The 15,476-nt window shown below is 58.6% G+C and carries 14 protein-coding genes and 1 pseudogene; 6 read left to right on the top strand and 9 right to left on the bottom strand.

The window, feature by feature from the left end; genetic code table 11:
• Positions 1-25: 25 nt before the first annotated feature.
• The 3 genes from BM374_RS29290 to BM374_RS29280 all read right to left on the bottom strand — a co-directional run bounded on the left by BM374_RS29290 (position 26) and on the right by BM374_RS29280 (position 2,889).
• Entirely contained in the window at positions 26-793 is a 768-nt protein-coding gene (locus BM374_RS29290; RefSeq protein WP_177248610.1) for an ABC transporter permease, read from the bottom strand.
• Positions 794-876: 83 nt separating this feature from the next.
• Positions 877-1,761 carry an ABC transporter permease gene (locus tag BM374_RS29285; RefSeq protein WP_177248609.1) on the bottom strand — a complete coding sequence of 295 codons (885 nt, stop codon included), beginning with the start codon at positions 1,759-1,761 and terminating at the stop codon, positions 877-879.
• Between the two features lie 66 nt (positions 1,762-1,827).
• Complete coding sequence (locus BM374_RS29280; protein ID WP_177248608.1) at positions 1,828-2,889, bottom strand: ABC transporter substrate-binding protein; 1,062 nt, start codon at positions 2,887-2,889, stop codon at positions 1,828-1,830.
• A 176-nt stretch (positions 2,890-3,065) separates the two neighbouring features.
• Here BM374_RS29280 and BM374_RS29275 point away from each other — a divergent pair, with 176 nt between their 5' ends.
• Entirely contained in the window at positions 3,066-3,548 is a 483-nt protein-coding gene (locus BM374_RS29275; protein WP_092300622.1) for an Lrp/AsnC family transcriptional regulator, read from the top strand.
• Positions 3,549-3,562: 14 nt separating this feature from the next.
• On the opposite strand, the gene BM374_RS29270 is transcribed toward BM374_RS29275, so the two are convergent.
• Entirely contained in the window at positions 3,563-4,786 is a 1,224-nt protein-coding gene (locus BM374_RS29270) for a diaminopropionate ammonia-lyase (RefSeq protein WP_177248607.1), read from the bottom strand.
• A gap of 75 nt (positions 4,787-4,861) precedes the next feature.
• Between BM374_RS29270 and BM374_RS29265 the strand changes: the two genes are divergently transcribed.
• Positions 4,862-6,244 (top strand): aminotransferase class V-fold PLP-dependent enzyme, encoded by a 1,383-nt coding sequence (locus tag BM374_RS29265; RefSeq protein ID WP_244552726.1) that lies wholly within the window; start codon positions 4,862-4,864, stop codon positions 6,242-6,244.
• 1,807 nt (positions 6,245-8,051) lie between these two features.
• Complete coding sequence (locus BM374_RS29250; RefSeq protein ID WP_092300613.1) at positions 8,052-9,377, top strand: DUF3422 family protein; 1,326 nt, start codon at positions 8,052-8,054, stop codon at positions 9,375-9,377.
• A gap of 216 nt (positions 9,378-9,593) precedes the next feature.
• Here BM374_RS29250 and BM374_RS29245 read toward each other — a convergent pair whose 3' ends face one another.
• From BM374_RS29245 to BM374_RS29240, 3 genes are all read right to left on the bottom strand, one after another.
• Complete coding sequence (locus tag BM374_RS29245; protein ID WP_092300611.1) at positions 9,594-10,415, bottom strand: hypothetical protein; 822 nt, start codon at positions 10,413-10,415, stop codon at positions 9,594-9,596.
• Positions 10,416-10,472: 57 nt separating this feature from the next.
• Positions 10,473-10,625 carry a hypothetical protein gene (locus BM374_RS38815; protein WP_177248605.1) on the bottom strand — a complete coding sequence of 51 codons (153 nt, stop codon included), beginning with the start codon at positions 10,623-10,625 and terminating at the stop codon, positions 10,473-10,475.
• An 886-nt stretch (positions 10,626-11,511) separates the two neighbouring features.
• Complete coding sequence (locus BM374_RS29240; protein ID WP_143270268.1) at positions 11,512-11,742, bottom strand: hypothetical protein; 231 nt, start codon at positions 11,740-11,742, stop codon at positions 11,512-11,514.
• A gap of 418 nt (positions 11,743-12,160) precedes the next feature.
• Between BM374_RS29240 and BM374_RS40300 the strand changes: the two are divergent.
• Positions 12,161-12,567 (top strand): annotated as a pseudogene (locus BM374_RS40300) (IS66 family transposase); the annotation flags it as partial.
• Between the two features lie 628 nt (positions 12,568-13,195).
• On the opposite strand, the gene BM374_RS29225 reads toward BM374_RS40300, so the two are convergent.
• Entirely contained in the window at positions 13,196-13,405 is a 210-nt protein-coding gene (locus BM374_RS29225) for a hypothetical protein (RefSeq protein WP_177248604.1), read from the bottom strand.
• A 377-nt stretch (positions 13,406-13,782) separates the two neighbouring features.
• On the opposite strand from BM374_RS29225, the gene BM374_RS29220 reads away from it, so the two are divergent.
• Positions 13,783-13,986, top strand: coding sequence for a hypothetical protein (locus tag BM374_RS29220; protein WP_092300605.1), 204 nt, complete (start codon positions 13,783-13,785; stop codon positions 13,984-13,986).
• Between the two features lie 942 nt (positions 13,987-14,928).
• Positions 14,929-15,153: a hypothetical protein gene (locus tag BM374_RS29215; RefSeq protein WP_092300603.1), complete on the top strand. Its 225-nt coding sequence runs from the start codon at positions 14,929-14,931 to the stop codon at positions 15,151-15,153.
• Between the two features lie 102 nt (positions 15,154-15,255).
• Here BM374_RS29215 and BM374_RS29210 read toward each other — a convergent pair.
• On the bottom strand, positions 15,256-15,476 hold a 221-nt coding region (locus BM374_RS29210; RefSeq protein WP_143270267.1), incomplete at its 5' end, for a winged helix DNA-binding protein.

The following is a 15,476-nucleotide window of genomic DNA, read 5'->3' as shown; positions in this document are numbered from 1 at the left end:
ACGATGCACAATCGCGATCCGATGCTCAATGATGCAGGCTTTCCTGCGCGCGAGGCCCTTGAGCAACAGCGGCCACGAACAGCCTCAGGAGCATGAGAAGCGCAAGCACGACGATAAAGAGAACGGCGATGACGGCTATCTGGGGACTGATTTCCAGGCGGATGTTGTCCCACATTCTCATGGGCAATGGCGTCGCGGTGGGCCCGCTCAGGAACAGACCGAACACAACGTCATCGAATCCTACGATGAACGCGAAGAGAGCTGCGCTCGCTAGCGTCGGCAACAGCAATGGAAGCGTCACCGTTCTCAGCGTCGCGAGAGGGCTCGAGCCCAGGCTCGCGGCAGCCAACTCGAGTGTGCGATTGAAGCGCTTGAGCCCGGCGATCATGACAACGACCGTATATGGCGCACCAATGATCGTATAGCTGAGAGCAAATGCCAGGGGATTTCCGATCAGCGAGGATCCGGCGAGAGCGAAGAACAGGGACACTGCGATGACGACATGAGGAACAATCAGCGGAGAAATCAGAAGAAGATAGACAGGCACGCGCGCAGAGAACCGGTAGCGCACAAGAGCGAAGGCGGCCGGCACACCAATCGCCACGCTCAAGAAAGCCGACAGTCCGGCCCATTTCAGGCTGAAGCTTAGCGCATCGAGCCATTGCGTATTCCTGAGCAGACTTGAGAACCACCGCAGTGAGTAGCTGGGCGGCGGAAAGGTGAGGTACGGTGCATCGCTGAATGCAAGAGGAATTACGACCGCGAAAGGCAGCACCAGAAGGAGGAGCGTCACCCCTGAGCTAACGTATAACAAGGGTCGGCGGACGGCCGTCAAGGCCTCATGCAGACTCATTGACGGGCCATGCAAGATCGCCGTCAGTCGCTCCAGTATCGGCCATTGCGCGGAAAGACCGGATGTGGACTTGCCGGCCAGAGAAACATTGTTATGCGGGCGATGTCGAGTTCTTCCGCGATCCGCTGACGAAATATGAGAAAGACCCCGATCACCATCAGCATCAAGACTGATGATTGGGCTGCGGCTTCATCAAAATTGCCGAGGATCAGCACGCGCAGGCTAATGCCCTGAGCGATTAGATAGCTATCAGGGCCACCAAGAAGCTCTGGCGTAATATAGAAGCCGAGACTGGACAGAAACACGAGCGTGCAGCCGCTAATCACGCCTGGCATCGAGGCTGGCAGCGTGACCCTCAGGAAGGCGTCCGTAGGAGGACTTCCGAGGCTTTGTGCCGCTTTTGCAAGGCTTGGATTAACCCGCGCCAATACGGCATAGAGAGGAAACACCATGAGCGGCAGCTGGACCTGCACCATGCCGACATAGACGCCGACCGAATCGAACACCAATTGCAGCGGCTCGGAGATAAGGCCAAGGTACAAGAGGAGTTGATTAATCGGTCCGTTGGGGCTGAGCAGGACGATCCATGCATAGGTCCTGATCAGGACACTCGTTAAATAGGGAAGCGTGACAATAAGCAGGAGAAATGCCGCCGGGCGCGGAGGACATTTTGATATGGCATAAGCGAGCGGATAGGCTATGAGCAGGCAGACGATTGTCACGGTCGCGGCGAGCGAGAGTGTCCTGAGGACGATCCATACAAACGCCGGCGAGCTCCCGATCTCGCTGTAGCTCTTGAGCGACCAGGCACCATCGTGCTGCAGGCTCTTGAGCACGAGTTGCGCAAGCGGCACGACGTAGCCGACCGAGAACAGGATCACGATCGGCAAGAGAAGGAGGACGGGCAATAGGTGCTCCCGCCCTAAGGCGTCTCTCCTGTTCGGCATGGCGACACTCGCATCCACCATTTTGAGCTACCGTACGCCGGAAATCCAACGTTCCCATTGAGCGACGGCAATTTCATTGTTGGCCTTGCCGTTGGAGCTCACGGTATTCCAGAACTCGTAGTCCTGGACGAACTGCAGCTTCCGTGCTTCCGGGGAGGTCGGCAGGAGCTTCGCCCGTTCAGAGGGCACATGTTCGAATGCACGCGAGTTCGGTGGCGCATAGAGGATGTGCTGGACGAACTTCGCCTGATTTTCGGCTCGCGCTGAGAACGCGAGAAACTTGAATGCGTTGTCCGCATTCTTCGTGCCTTTCAAGACCACCCAGGTGTCGTACTGCAGCATTCCCTGATTCCAGGTGTAGCCAATCTTGGCCCCCTGCTCGTTGGCTGCCGAAACGCGGCCGTTCCAGGCGCTACCGGCCGTGATCAACTTATCAATGATCATCTGCGGAGCTTCCGCTCCGGTGTTCCACCACTTCAGGATGCTTGGTTTGACACGGCTGAGGCTCTTGAACGCCCGATCCCAATCAAGCGGATACAGCTTCGAGGGCTCAACACCATCAGCCATCAGAGCTGCTTCAAAGGTGCCGCCGTCTGACGCCCAGGTTCCCGCCATGAGCGATCGTCGTCCCGCGAATTTCTGGGTGTCCCAGACATCCGCCCAAGTGTTCGGCGCACCGGATGCAAACTTTGACGCATCGTACGCAATGAACAGCGAATAGATTATGGCGGGCACGGTGAACTTGCCGGCCTTGACTGGACTGAATGCGTCGATGTCCGCCTTCTCGAAGTAGCCATAGTCAATCGGAAGCAGAAGATTGTCCCGCTCGAAAGTCGGGGCCTTGCCGCCAGGAAGTATCGTCACGTCATATCGGGGAGCCCCGGCGAGCACACTCGCTCGCACCGCTCCCGTGTCGGTCCGGGGTTGGGCTATGACCTTGATGCCGGTCTCTTTCTCGAACGGCTCGAAATAGGCGATCCGCTTGGCTTCCCCCCAAGACCCGCCGCCGTCATAGACCACGACTTCACCCGTGCCCTTCAGGGTTTGCGCAATCGCGGGGGCGGGGAGAAGCGAGCGCGCGGCGGCCAAGCCCCCAGCCCAAGCAGTGCCCTGAAGTAGCTTCCGTCTGACTACATCCACCATCTTCCCCTCCGTCTGGCAAACACTTGCTCGATCCGCCTTTGCGCCTATAATCAGTCGAGCACGTGGCTAAATTCGCCGTTCTGCGATTCAAAATGCCAGAAAACTGCAAATTGACATTTTAAATGGCTGTCACGCCCACCGACCTGGATCGCCTCGATCTGAAGCTCCTCATGCTGCTGCAGGAAAATAATCTGCAGACCTCTGAGGAATTGGCCGAGCGCGTGGGACTTTCGCCGACTTCTTGCCTGCGTCGACTCCGGCGATTGCGCGAAAACGGGGCCATCATGTCCGACGTCTCGATCATATCGCCGTCAGTCGCCGGGAAACGGGTCACGTCGATCGTGCTTGTGGCGCTCGAGCAAGAGCAGCTCGATCTTCTAGACAACTTCAAGAATCGAATGAGCGCATATCCTGAGGTTACGCAGTGCTACTACGTAACGGGTTCGGCTGATTTCATTCTGGTGGTCAACACCGGCTCTATGGAAGAATATGGGGCATTTACCGAGCGAGCATTCTTTCCCGACAAGAACGTCAAGTCATTCAACACATTTGTGTCGATGCAGACGGTCAAGTTCACCACCCGCATCAACCTTGACGTATCTTGACTAGCGGAACTTGCTCATGCCAATTGATTTCCGCTCCAAAGCGATAGGTCGGTCGGGCCTTCCGTGGCAAAGAGCAGAACCTTGGCGGACTGATCGAGGCCAAGTCTCTTACGGTCCTTCTCTTCGGTCGCCCTTAAGAGGCCTGCCAATCCTGCCGCTCCGGATTCTCCGACGCGAAGAGCCTGATCGCCTGAAGCACCTTCTTTAAGCAAACGTACCGCGCCCACGGCTTCTTCTTCGGTTACCGTGATGTAGCCGCTGGCCAGCTCCTGGATGATCGGCCAGGCCAGCAAGGATGGGCTTTGGCATTCAAGCATCGACATGTTTGTCGCAGGTCCAGACGGGAGCCGCACGGGCATCTTGGCTCGGGCGCTTTCGTAAAGGCATGCCGACCGTTCTGGCTCCACGATCCAAAGATGGGTATCGCTTCCGAATAGCCCTCGTGCCGAGCCATGGCCGAACACGCTTGCTGCAAGACCACCCACACCAGCCTGAACCAGAACATGCGTAAACGGCTTTGACTGTCCTGCCGTTGCCGCAATGATTTCGTCGATCAGTATCGCATACCCCTGGACCACAAACGTGCAAGCAGTGTCGTCCTCCCCAGGGCCTACCGTATCCGGGACAGCCATCCAACCATCCTGCGAGGCAGCCTTGGCTGCAGCCTCAACGGAGTCGTTATAGTCTCCAGCCACCCGCACGATCGCGGCGCCTAGGCGCGAGATATGAGCGGCCCGCTCGTCGCTCACACCTTCGTGGAGATATATGACGGCCCGCGCTCCGATCAGCCTCGCTCCGGCCGACACCGAACGGCCATGGTTACCGTCCGAAGCACATGAAAATGTGAGCTCCGAAAGCATAGATCGCGCGCCTGGCTCGGCCAATTCTGCAGGCACAATCGAGCGTCCAGTCCGTCTCTCAACGTGCTTCATTGCGAGCTTCAGCACTGCATAGGCGCCGCCGAGCCCCTTGAAACTGCCTATACCAAGCCGCTGCGTCTCATCCTTGATCCAGATTTCGCCGACACCCAACTTTGCGGCGGTATGCGGCAGGGAAATCAGGCTGGTCGGTGCATAATGCGGGCAAACCCGAAGGAGGCGGAGAGGCTCATCTCCTGCGTTGCGGTCGCACCACCAAGGAGCCTTTTTCAAGCCGGGTGAGCGATTGCACAGCAGAATGGGCCGATGATTGACAAGCGTCTCCGACAGAGTTTCTGCGGATTTTGAAGTGGGGAGCAAGGTCATCCTCCTGGGCAGGCAAGTACGATCATCTCGAACCACTTTGCCAACCCGTGAGGCCGTTTGGCGCAATCTATGAAGCCGCAAACGAAGGATTTTGGCATTTCGGGCGTCAAAATGGCGGGTTTGGGCCTTTCTGTCAGTTATGTTTCGACAGATCCGCTGGTCGAGGAGCGGCCGTGCTTGCGAAGCTATCCATCTACCTTCGTCGCGAAGCAGGAGCTTCAGGTGCATAAGGTTCAGAAGCAAACTGCAAGCTCGATCAGGGGCCTTTCTAATGCCGACCTCATTCGCTTGCGAGCGGATACGCCCGGCGTTGCACACCGAGTCCACCTTAATAATGCCGGCGCTGCCTTGATGCCGAGCCCCGTCGTTGATGGTATGATCGCATACCTCCGGCGCGAAGCTGAAATTGGCGGATACGAAGCGAGTGCCGAAAGCACGGGGCGGTTGGAGGGCGTATACGATAGCATTGCTCGACTGGTCGGCTCAAAGCGGGAAGAAATCGCCCTAGCCGAGAATGCCACTTTGGCATGGCAGCGCGCCTTCTATTCGCTCCGTTTTGGCCCTGGCGACCGAATTCTCACTAGCTCCGCAGAGTTCGCGGCAAACTATGTTGCGCTTTTGCAGGTCGCCCGCCGTACGGGCGCACGGGTCGAGGTTATACCTGACGACGCAAATCAGGTTCTGGACCCGCAGGCGCTGGAACGCATGATTGATAGGCGCGTAAGGCTGATCGCCGTCACGTGGATACCGACAAATGGCGGCTTAGTGAACCCAGCTGAAGCCGTGGGACGCATCGCACGCGCTCATAGCGTTCCCTACCTGCTGGATGCGTGCCAGGCCGTTGGCCAGATCCCCGTCGACGTCCGTGCACTTGGTTGCGATATGCTGACGGCAACAGGACGGAAATTCTTGCGTGGCCCTCGCGGAACGGGCTTTCTCTACATGCGAGGCGATTTCCTCAAGGACATCGAACCCGCCATGATAGACCTGTTCGGCGCACCTTGGGTTGGACCTGAGCGCTACGAACTTAGGCCCGACGCACGACGATTCGAGACTTGGGAAGCGAACTACGCGGCGCGGCTCGGACTTGGTATCGCCGCGGACTATGCGCTTTCGATTGGCATAGAGAGGATCGAACAACGTTGCCGCCAGCTTGCGAACGAATTGCGCGCGGCACTTGGCACCGTCCCTGGCGTGTTGCTTTACGATCTTGGAGAACGTCCCGCTTCAATCGTGTCGTTTTCAGTTCGGGGCACAGTCGCCAGCGAGGTCAAGTGCAACCTTGCAAGGCAGAATATTAATGTATCCGTCTCGCCACCAACAAGTACACCGTTAGATGCGGCGCGCAGAGGTCTGCCGGACATCGTTCGCGCATCTCCGCATTACTACAATACGATTGATGAGGTTCACAATCTCGCGTCAGCGGTGAAGGGAATTGCCGCGTCATCGTAGGCTGCGGGCGGCGCCGATTGATCAAACACGTCCGGTTTGCGATACCGCCCTAGCGTGTGACTTATCTAGAGGTCGACCTTCGGATCACGACTCTCCATCCTCAATTTCGGTCGGCGTAGGCTAGACGAGCTAACATCACTTCTGAGCTCGCGATACTAAACGTAGAACGCGCTATTTGTTGTGACTATTTCGGTCTCGAAATCAAAGACCGCCGCCATCCTTGCGACCTGCCGTAACTCCTCGTGGGCGGCAACCCAAACTCGCGATTGGTCCTTGTCTCAGGGCCGGTACGCGCCGGAGCGTGGGTTCAAGGTCCGCCAGTAGGTGGAAAACGTTCCAACGCCAAAGCCTCGCCTGACCGCCTCCAATTGGACAAGTGGACTGGTGCTGCGGAAGACGACACGTCTCTCGCCGATAGTGTCATGCAGCCATTTCAATGCGAACATTTGCGTCAAAGCCGAACAGCCGGCCGGCGCAACCATATCGGCGAGCCATTTCCGGAAGAGCTCTTCATGCGCCTTTGCATCAAGGCTCACGCGCGCCTGCGTCACCAGATTGCACAAAGGGATCGGACAATCAAGCCATGGTCGCGGAGGCCGCAGACTGCGGATTGCTAGAGGCTTCTTCGAAGACGCCGGCCACTCGACCAGACAAGCCCTGATTGGTTTGAAGCGAGCAGTCGATCGTCCGCGAAAGCTTCATCAGGGGATGGCCCATGTCGATGATCGCGTCCAGCCGCAAGCGCAGAGAATCGGCCTCCTGACGCCCTCCGCGGTGAGACACCAAATTAGGAGGCCCGCACTTTGGCTGCGAGCGGCTCGAAGCCCATCATCTGCTTCGATGTTCCATCTGCCTGTTGGTTGTTGACGTCCGCGACGGCAACGAAATTGTCGAGCTTGCTTACCCACGGCCACGAAGTACCGATTCTGCGCAGACATAACGGCTTTAATTCTTCGGTGAGCGGCACTCTGGTCCGATATCGGGATCGATCGGCGGCTTTGGGGCCGATGATTCTGCTGGAGCAAAATTGCAGCTGCTTCGAATATCAACCTTTGCCGCGGGAACGACCGATTACGCAACGCGGAGCTAAACGGCTGCCTACCAAATTTGGTATGGGACATAAAGACGCGTTTGCATCGTGCGATCGAAAGTCTGTCACGCTCGAGAGATATTGGTGGGACGAAAAACGTTTTGGCAGGCTGCTTCATGCCCGTTCTTGTAAAGCCCCGCACACTGGGTCTGTTGACCAAATGCGAGAGTCGTCCTCCAGGGCCGAGCCCATCATTTCGCTCTTCGCGATCTTCGACCTCGCCAACCGGCGCGCAGATCGTTTGCAAGGCGAGCAGGAGCTTTGCGTCACCGCGAAAGAGCTTCCGCCCGCCGCCGCTCGACCTTGGCATGCCCAAGTAAAAAGTCGAGGTGCTCATCGGCGACAAGCGGCGGCATCTTGGGGACGGCCAGACGACCATGTCCACGTAAATTTAGGCGTTCGCCGAACGGGGCTGCGCGCCACCGCCAACGTCGCGCGAGCACCGCTACACCTATTGAGCCACAATGCCGACATTTCGCGCGAAACACCGGACCATCCGTTGGCGGCGTCATTCGAAATCTGGATGGGACGGCCCCATCTAAATCTGGCTAGCCTGACGCTCCTGCCCGCAAGACCTCTTTCCCGAGTTCAAGGCGGCATCGGGAGTGATCGTCGGCATGACTTGATCAGCAGCCGCATGCAACCGTCCCGGCACTGCCATTGCCTCCCGCGTCAAGGCTGACGGTTGCCTGCTCACCTGAAGCGAAGCGTCAATACATGATCGATGAACTGGATCTGCGAACCTTCACGCCACACCCGCAACGCGACGCTGTGCTCCGCGAAGTGCACGCGCGCCCCTTCACACGCCTTGTTTCGCCCTTCAGCGTGATCCACTTCGCTTTTCTTGCACAGGGCGAGGCGGCCACAAGCGACCGCTGCCGCTTTATCGATTTTTGCCTCGAGCGCAATCTTACCCCGCCTGAGCAATCGGCGAAACTTCATCAAATTGTCATCGGGCCCGTTACGCTACGCTGGGAGCAGCATTCAGAGTTTACAACATTCACCTGGATCTGGACTAACGAAAATTGTTCTGCCGCCGAGCGATTTGACAAAGTTGATGGCACTGTCCGATCGCTGATCCGCGCGTTGCGGCAGAACGGACAGTTGTTGGTCGCGATTAGGCTAGAAGTGGAGCGGGCCGCCTCGCCGACCAAGCGGGCCGAACAGATTTTTGACAAGGACAGCCTAGCCATGGTTGCCACAAAGAGCGGCGCAGCCGTTGCCGCCTCAGACTTCCGCGTGGACGAAAAAGGCTTCACGAAAATCCTCGTCTGCGACCTTGGGTTGACGTCGCACGGTCTCGGAGCGCTGGTGCAACGGCTCCTGGAAATCGAGACCTACCGTCCGTTGGCGCTGCTTGGCCTGTCGGCGGCCCTTGAGCTTGCACCATCTGTTGATCGCATCGACCGCCGTCTTGTTGAGGCGCTCGAGAAAATGCAAAGTGGTGAGGGGCTCCAGTTCAACAACCATCTGCTTGCCGAGCTGACGGCACTGGCCGCATCCTTCGAAAGAGGCGCGACCGGCAGCCTGTTTCGATTCGGCGCCAGCAGGGCCTATAACGAGCTGGTCCAATCGCGACTATCCATTATTGAAGGCAACGATGTCTCGGGCTATCCAACCTGGTCATCGTTTCTGGCACGCCGCATGGCGCCGGCGATGCGAACCTGTGCAACCGTGGAGGATCGTCAGGCGGCTCTGTCGGTCAAGCTCGCGCGTGCCGCCGATCTGTTGCGAACCCGGGTCGATGTCGAAATCGAACGACAGAATCGTGACCTGTTGCAGGCTATTGACGAGCGCGCAAGACAACAACTTCGGCTGCAGTGCACGGTCGAAGGATTGTCGGTCGCGGCGATAGGATATTATGTGGTGAGCCTGTTTAGTTATCTTGCCAAGGGCGCGCATGATGTCGGACTGCGAATAGAGCCCTCGTTCCTGACGGCAGCCTTCGTGCCGATCGCGGTCGGCGTGATCTGGCTGGTGAGTTACAATGTCCGAAAGCGACACCTCAAGCACAACGACGCGCCTTCGGTTACTTGCGACTAGAGCCCCTTAAGGGAATCGGTGCGTCCGTCCTGCGACGCTCGCATGGTCGGGGTGCGACGCTGCCGCAAGATCGCCGCCGGCTGCTGCGCAAGGTAATGACCCGCCCGAACCAGCCTTCGGAGGCAATGTGGGCCGGGTCAGTCGCCGTTGCGGGGCTGGGGGCGGGACCAGATCAGGCTGAAACCCTCATCTTCGTCGGCGAACAGGTAGCGGCGCTCAGCGGGTTTGAGAGTCTGCGATCATGTCGCGCTGGGAGCTGGCCCTTGCTTTCTTGATCGGCCGAACATCTTGCGGTGGGTCGGTCCTGTACGGATTCGGTTCGCTGAACGTCTTATAGTCAACCAGATTGCCGCCCAAAAACAAGACCTCAGTCTCCTGAGACGGTATTCCCCTCACCCAATCTAGCAACTCCTTATCTCCGGGAGCACGCCCGCGCTCTAAAATATCTTTGATTTTCTCGGTTGTCCAAGCGGCAACGCTCGGCACCATGTAGGTGTGTAGCTCCTTAGCATTCTTTGCAATTGCCTGCGCGCCATGCTCACTGTGGTCCTTTGAAAGAAGCAGTCGTGAGGGGTCCTGGGACAATGACACAAAAGCACTATCGGTAAGGCCTTGCGTGTGCCACGCGCCGAGGCGTGCCATATCAATTTCGTCCTCCCTCTCGTCGTCCGAACAGATGGCAGACTGAGAAACATGGGGCCTAGCGAGACAACGAAAATCCGCTAGGGAGCGCACATGCTCGATGGCGCTCACATCCTCATCCAGGCGCGGCTTGCAATCGATGGCCTCGTTCTGAAAGCGGTGCAGCCGCATATATGACGATGCCAACACATCCTCGAGAATGCGGTCGCCATCGCCGCCCCCCGCCGAAGACTCGGTCGTTGCTGGCCACCCTGCTACTCGCTGCGCAGCCAGCCTGATCTCGTTCTTCAGAGTCTCAACGTTTGCTCCGGCCAGCGAGACGGCAAGTTCGGCGCGTCCCGTGATAAAGGATACGGCCCGGCACCGCTCGCCTTCCTGGATAGCACGCGCTCGCACATTTCCCTTCGTTAGGGTCGAGGGGGATCCAACGTTGGAAGATTTCGAAGCGGCAGTTCAATCCCACGTTTGGAGGATTGGCCGCATGTCACTAAGTTGCCGCTCAAAGTTCGCCTGATCCACAGAAGGGTGTGCTTGTAAGCTGGTTTGTGCATTCAAATCACCCGGCGGTTGCGGCGTTTGTGTCGCGTTGGGCAGATCGATCTTCATTCTGTTCCCGTCAACTCGACACTTTCAGGCTTCATTTTCGCAGCGCCGCCTTTCGAGAAGCTGACAAGTCAGGGAAAGGGTGTCACCAACTTCTGACGCTTCCCCGTTTAGCTGCCAAACGACATAAGGACCTGCTCCCTTTGCATCTTGAAGAACTCCCCAAGCGGACGAAGGCGTCGGGCCAAGCTGGGGCCTCTGGTGAGAAAGTTTGCGCCTGATGTCGTGACCAGGCGGCCACAACAGCAAGACGCGCCACGCCGAGCGATGTGACGATACGCAGTGTCAGCCATGCGGCCGAAAACGTTAGCCTGTAGCGCGGCAATCTGGGTAGGAAGTCTCTCATCCTGATTGTCGCGCTATACGCAATAGCCCGTTCAAGAAAACGGGCGGTGGTGAACGGTTCGTCAGCCACTCGTCTATGCCGTTTACGAGCATCTGGCCGATTTCCGCGAATTGTAGGATGTCATCGCCGACAAGCGGCACGGTCTCGCCAAGGCGAGCATCAGCGGCGTGCTCAGCGGAAGCTGCATCCGCGACGCCCGATGACGTGGCGCATCTGGATCTTCGGTTTCCAGTAAAAGCGCCACATGCCCTACGGACGCTAGCCGTACGACCGCTGACACGCAGGTTCCGTGACACACTTCCAACGCTGTCATTCCGCCGCCCCCCTGCCGCGTATGCTCCGCGCTGGCACCGCTCTTGCTGATGAAACGGTAAATCGACCAGCAGCATTGAAAGGTGTGCCGCGATGAGATCCATGGTGTTTCAAAAAGGTGCGGTCGGCATTGCTGTCAGGTACGCACCTCCCTTCTTACTGGGCCGTCTGCTAACACGGCGAAAGACCCTCCGGCTGCGCCGAAAGCTGCCGTCCTGGACGGGCCTTGCTCTACTGGTGCTTGTCGCGGACATCCTGATGGCGGTGTTCGCCTGGATCACTGTAGGCTTCTTCCTGAACTGAGATGTCTCCCTTAAGCAGGCAGAACGCTGCCAGCATGTAGGCGATCTGGCCGACAAGGAGGCATCCGACGACGACGGACACGCCAGCGAAGAAGCCAAAGCCGGAGGCCTGAAGAACGATCGCGGCGAGGACCGCGGTTGCCGGAGACACTAGCATCATGGCCCAGACCCGAAAGAAAAGGCCCGTCCCCAGTCCGCTGATTGCGCTCCCTAACAGGACTAGGATGGTCGTCACATTTCACTTCCAGTTTGAGTGCGAGCCGCACTGCAATCCATCATCTGGATCGCTCTAACAAGAATGGCGTTGTCCGCCGCGCCGACAAGGCGGAGTTAGTGTTAACCTCGACAATGTCCTTAAAATTGATCCCCACGCGGGCCAGACCTGTTCTGAGGGGCTGGTCTCGAAACACCACGATCGGCCTTACCGCGGCGGACGGCAGTCATGCCTGGCTTGCGTGGCGTCAGCGAGGGCGCGCACACTCTGCAGATCATCCCCATTGTCGAGAGTTGACGTTGAAAGTTGTAACCGAATGATCCAGCCTCTTAGACGAACTCGACGATACCATTCCCACGCGAAGGTGGCCTCGTTCACGCGCAAGAGGCCGTCGCGCCAGCCGTTCCCGGACCATCTGCCTCACGAGCGGGTGCTCGTGCCGGGACCTGTGGCGTGCGCCTGCTGCGGCGGAGCGAGGTTGTCCAAGCTCGGGGAGGACAGCGCCGAGACGCTGGAGGTGATCCCGAAGTCATGGAAGTGATCCAGCACGTCCGGGAGAAGTTCAGTTGCCGTTGGTGGGCAGGCCCCGCCGGGGGCAGTATTTTATTACTCGCGCGATCGCGCCGGCGAGCATCCCCAGGCCCATCTGGTCGGCTATAGCGGCATCTTCCAGCCGATGCCTATAGCGGCTTTGGCAAGCTTTACGAGGCGGGCCGTAATGCAGGCCGGATCCTGGAAGCGGCGTGTTGGGTCCATGCCCGACGGCCGTACCATCAGCGAAAGACGCATCTAGCGGCGGCCAGCAGTCCCCGAACGAGTCGATGGGTGCACCTGCCACAAACAACTTCTTGCCAAGCGAGGAGGTCCTCATCAGCCAGGAGCATGACACAGCTGAGTTGAGACCCGCGAAGAGGCCGAGGACCTTAAACAATCCGCAAAGCGTTGCCATTGAGCGGCCGGGACGGGAGATCGCCGATACAGGCGGAGGTAGTGGAGCAATGCCGGCGGCCTCGGCGCGGCAGCCGCCTCAATCAACGGAGACCGTGGTGGGGTGGGACAAGTGGCCTCTTTTTTCCGAGGATGCTCCCGTTATCGTGGGCCTTAAGGAGGCCCTCATCGAGGGAGGGATGAACGTCACCACGGCGAAACAGTATGCAAGCTCTCTTTTGGCTCTTCGCAAAGAAAAGACTGAGCATTGTTGCTCAGTTGGACATCAATTCGCACAGCTATCGCCGGTGGCGTTCTGTTTGGGCCCGGAGCGAACGCGCACGCTCGACCTACTCGGCCCAGGCTATGCCCTCGCGCCCCTGAGTAGAATTGGGGTTTCACCGCGCCCGGCGCAGGTCAGCAGATCAGGCCGACCGGGTCCCGAACACGCGCGTCGGTCGCGGCTCCGCGCCTAGCTTGCCGGCATGTCCGCTCCCTTCCGAAGGCTAAACGCGAGCGGGAAGGTCTCGGCCGAAAGAGACTCGAGCGCGGTCTGCTCTTCCATCAGACGGCTTTCGATGAAGTGACGTTCGACATCCGACAGGTTCGACTTCAGCAGGCGACGATAGCGGTGGATGTTGTTGCGGTGAGCACGGATACGGGCCAAATATTCATCGAGCATTTTGAACGCTCCTGAGGTCGTCGCAATCTCTACGAAGAGATATTCGGGCGAACATGTCGTCGGTCGACGCGCCACTGTATCGCGCCTCGGAAGCCGAGACAGGCGGATAAGGACCGTGGCAGCTCGTGAAATCATTCCTAGCCTAGCATTTCCATCGCGACGATCCGCAGCGTTTTGGCTCGCCATACGCCGTCTTTCTGCTCGGCTAGCCCTCAAACAGATTTGGACGCTTGTAACGCGCATAGTCGGTCATGCCCCGGGTGCCGGGCGCTTGTCGCTAACGAGCTCGCTCGTCAGTACTCTCGCCCGGCGGCTGACATCATTTTCCGATGTGCTATACGCATCTTCGTTGAGAACAGCTTTGTTTGAGAGTTTCGATGTCTCTTTCGATTGGATTGATTGTGGACGGCTATGTGAAACTAAACGACCGCAGCGCGCTGGAGAACCTTCTGACGCATCGGCGGGAGCTCCTGCAGAAGTTGAACTGCGTTACTGGAATTGATCCGAAGGAAGCGATGGCTCAGGTCAGTCAAGAAATCACAGTGATCGAAAAGGCAATTGCGGCGCTCGCACGAGAGTAAACAGCAACGGCGCTCCGACGCCGAACACTGATTTCGCCCGCGTTTGCGGATGAGTGTTACAGCACGACGCCTCACCGGCATCGTGGCGCGGAAGGATGCGTGCGCCAAGGCATGGATGTCCTGCCTTTTGTACGAGCTGCTCTCTTCTTTGAACGCTCGGCCGCTCGCACGAGCAACGCGCCAACCGATTCACATATGCAAATGCCGGGCGGCAGCTTGCACGGGCCTATCGTGACGTATGTGGTCATGAAAGCGGGAGACTAAGATTGACTGACGGCGCTTGAAACGCTTGGCCCGCAGAACGTTCGAGCCAGATTGGCGCAAACCGACGCCGTGTCGACCGGCTCTGTCGCGATAGGCGAATTACGGGTTTTGACGGTCGGCTTCGCGCAGGAATGGCTCGCGTGGCACGATCGCCGGCGAGAGTCATTAGCACCCCAGCGGCATAACCGGCAGGTCTTCGGACTCGTTTAGCGGCTTTGGCGGCGACGTTCGCCGCGGCAAGCGCGGCGCTTGGTTGGGCCTGGACTCTTTCACAAGTAGCCCTCGGCGCCCACGCAATGGATATTCGACAAATTGTTGACCTCGCCAATTGGGATTTACTCCCCTGCTAAAGACCACGATCGGCGCCGCCCTAGGACGGCCGCCGTGCAGGGCGAAATCGTCCTTGACCGATAACGTACGCTGAAAACCGAGCATGCCGCCTACCTCGCCTTACGGTTGGCCGTCATCTTGGAAGCCCACGCTAGAGCGAAGAGCTGGCCGCTGCAATCAACGCAATGCCGATTCCGACCGCGATCGCCGGCGTGGTCCCGCTGACCTATCTGAACACCAAGCGCGGCAAGATGCGCAGCAAGAGGCGCTCGGCAATGACTTCGCGGGATGGGTGAAGTTGGCCGGGCTACCGGATGAGTGCCGGATGCCCGGTCTCAAGAAGGCGGCATGCGGCGCGGCGCGGAAGCCGGATTGAACACCCACGAGCTGATGGGCCGCTCCGGCCATAAGAGCCAAGCCGAAGTCGAGCGGTACACCAAGGTGGCCAACAAAAAACTCGCCGACAGCGGTGCGGAGAAGAAGCCGCCGAAGGGACCGAAGCTGATCACCAAGCAGGGCCGGCTACGCCGCCCAGGAATTGAAGCTCCTTGTGGCATCGTCCGCGCCAGCTAGGCTGTTCATTCGTAGTCCGTTAGTTCAATGGCGCATGATTCAAAGCCCAGTTTGGGAGCTTGAATCACGCGCGCCGGGCCGAGCACAATGCTTTTTGCCATGTCAGACGGACTTATCCTCGCGGCTGCCCTCGAGCTTATCTCGCAAGACCGTGATCACGCGATGGACAATCCGTATATCCTTGACCGACAGCCCTTCTGAAAGATCGTTGATCCAGGGAGCCTGCAATTCCATTGCGGCTTCGAAGGCGCGCCGACCATTCCCAGTGAGCACGACGAGCTGCGCCCGTCGGTGATGCGGGTTGACCTCAAAAGATACCAGGC

It is taken from the genome of Bradyrhizobium sp. Ghvi (genome assembly GCF_900115265.1).
Lineage (GTDB): Bacteria > Pseudomonadota > Alphaproteobacteria > Rhizobiales > Xanthobacteraceae > Bradyrhizobium.
The sequence above is the reverse complement of the archived record's forward strand: the minus strand, read 5'-3'. Positions and strand labels throughout refer to the sequence as shown.

What these genes read in the sequence shown, in the direction of transcription:
- BM374_RS29215 (WP_092300603.1), top strand. Translation starts at nt 14,929, where the DNA reads ATGCGGCGCGGCGCGGAAGCCGGATTGAACACCCACGAGCTGATGGGC.
- BM374_RS29265 (WP_244552726.1), top strand. Translation starts at nt 4,862, where the DNA reads ATGAAGCCGCAAACGAAGGATTTTGGCATTTCGGGCGTCAAAATGGCG.
- BM374_RS29250 (WP_092300613.1), top strand. Translation starts at nt 8,052, where the DNA reads ATGATCGATGAACTGGATCTGCGAACCTTCACGCCACACCCGCAACGC.
- BM374_RS29275 (WP_092300622.1), top strand. Translation starts at nt 3,066, where the DNA reads ATGGCTGTCACGCCCACCGACCTGGATCGCCTCGATCTGAAGCTCCTC.
- BM374_RS29220 (WP_092300605.1), top strand. Translation starts at nt 13,783, where the DNA reads ATGTCTCTTTCGATTGGATTGATTGTGGACGGCTATGTGAAACTAAAC.
- BM374_RS38815 (WP_177248605.1), bottom strand. Translation starts at nt 10,625, where the DNA reads ATGAAGATCGATCTGCCCAACGCGACACAAACGCCGCAACCGCCGGGT.
- BM374_RS29225 (WP_177248604.1), bottom strand. Translation starts at nt 13,405, where the DNA reads ATGCTCGATGAATATTTGGCCCGTATCCGTGCTCACCGCAACAACATC.
- BM374_RS29240 (WP_143270268.1), bottom strand. Translation starts at nt 11,742, where the DNA reads ATGATGCTAGTGTCTCCGGCAACCGCGGTCCTCGCCGCGATCGTTCTT.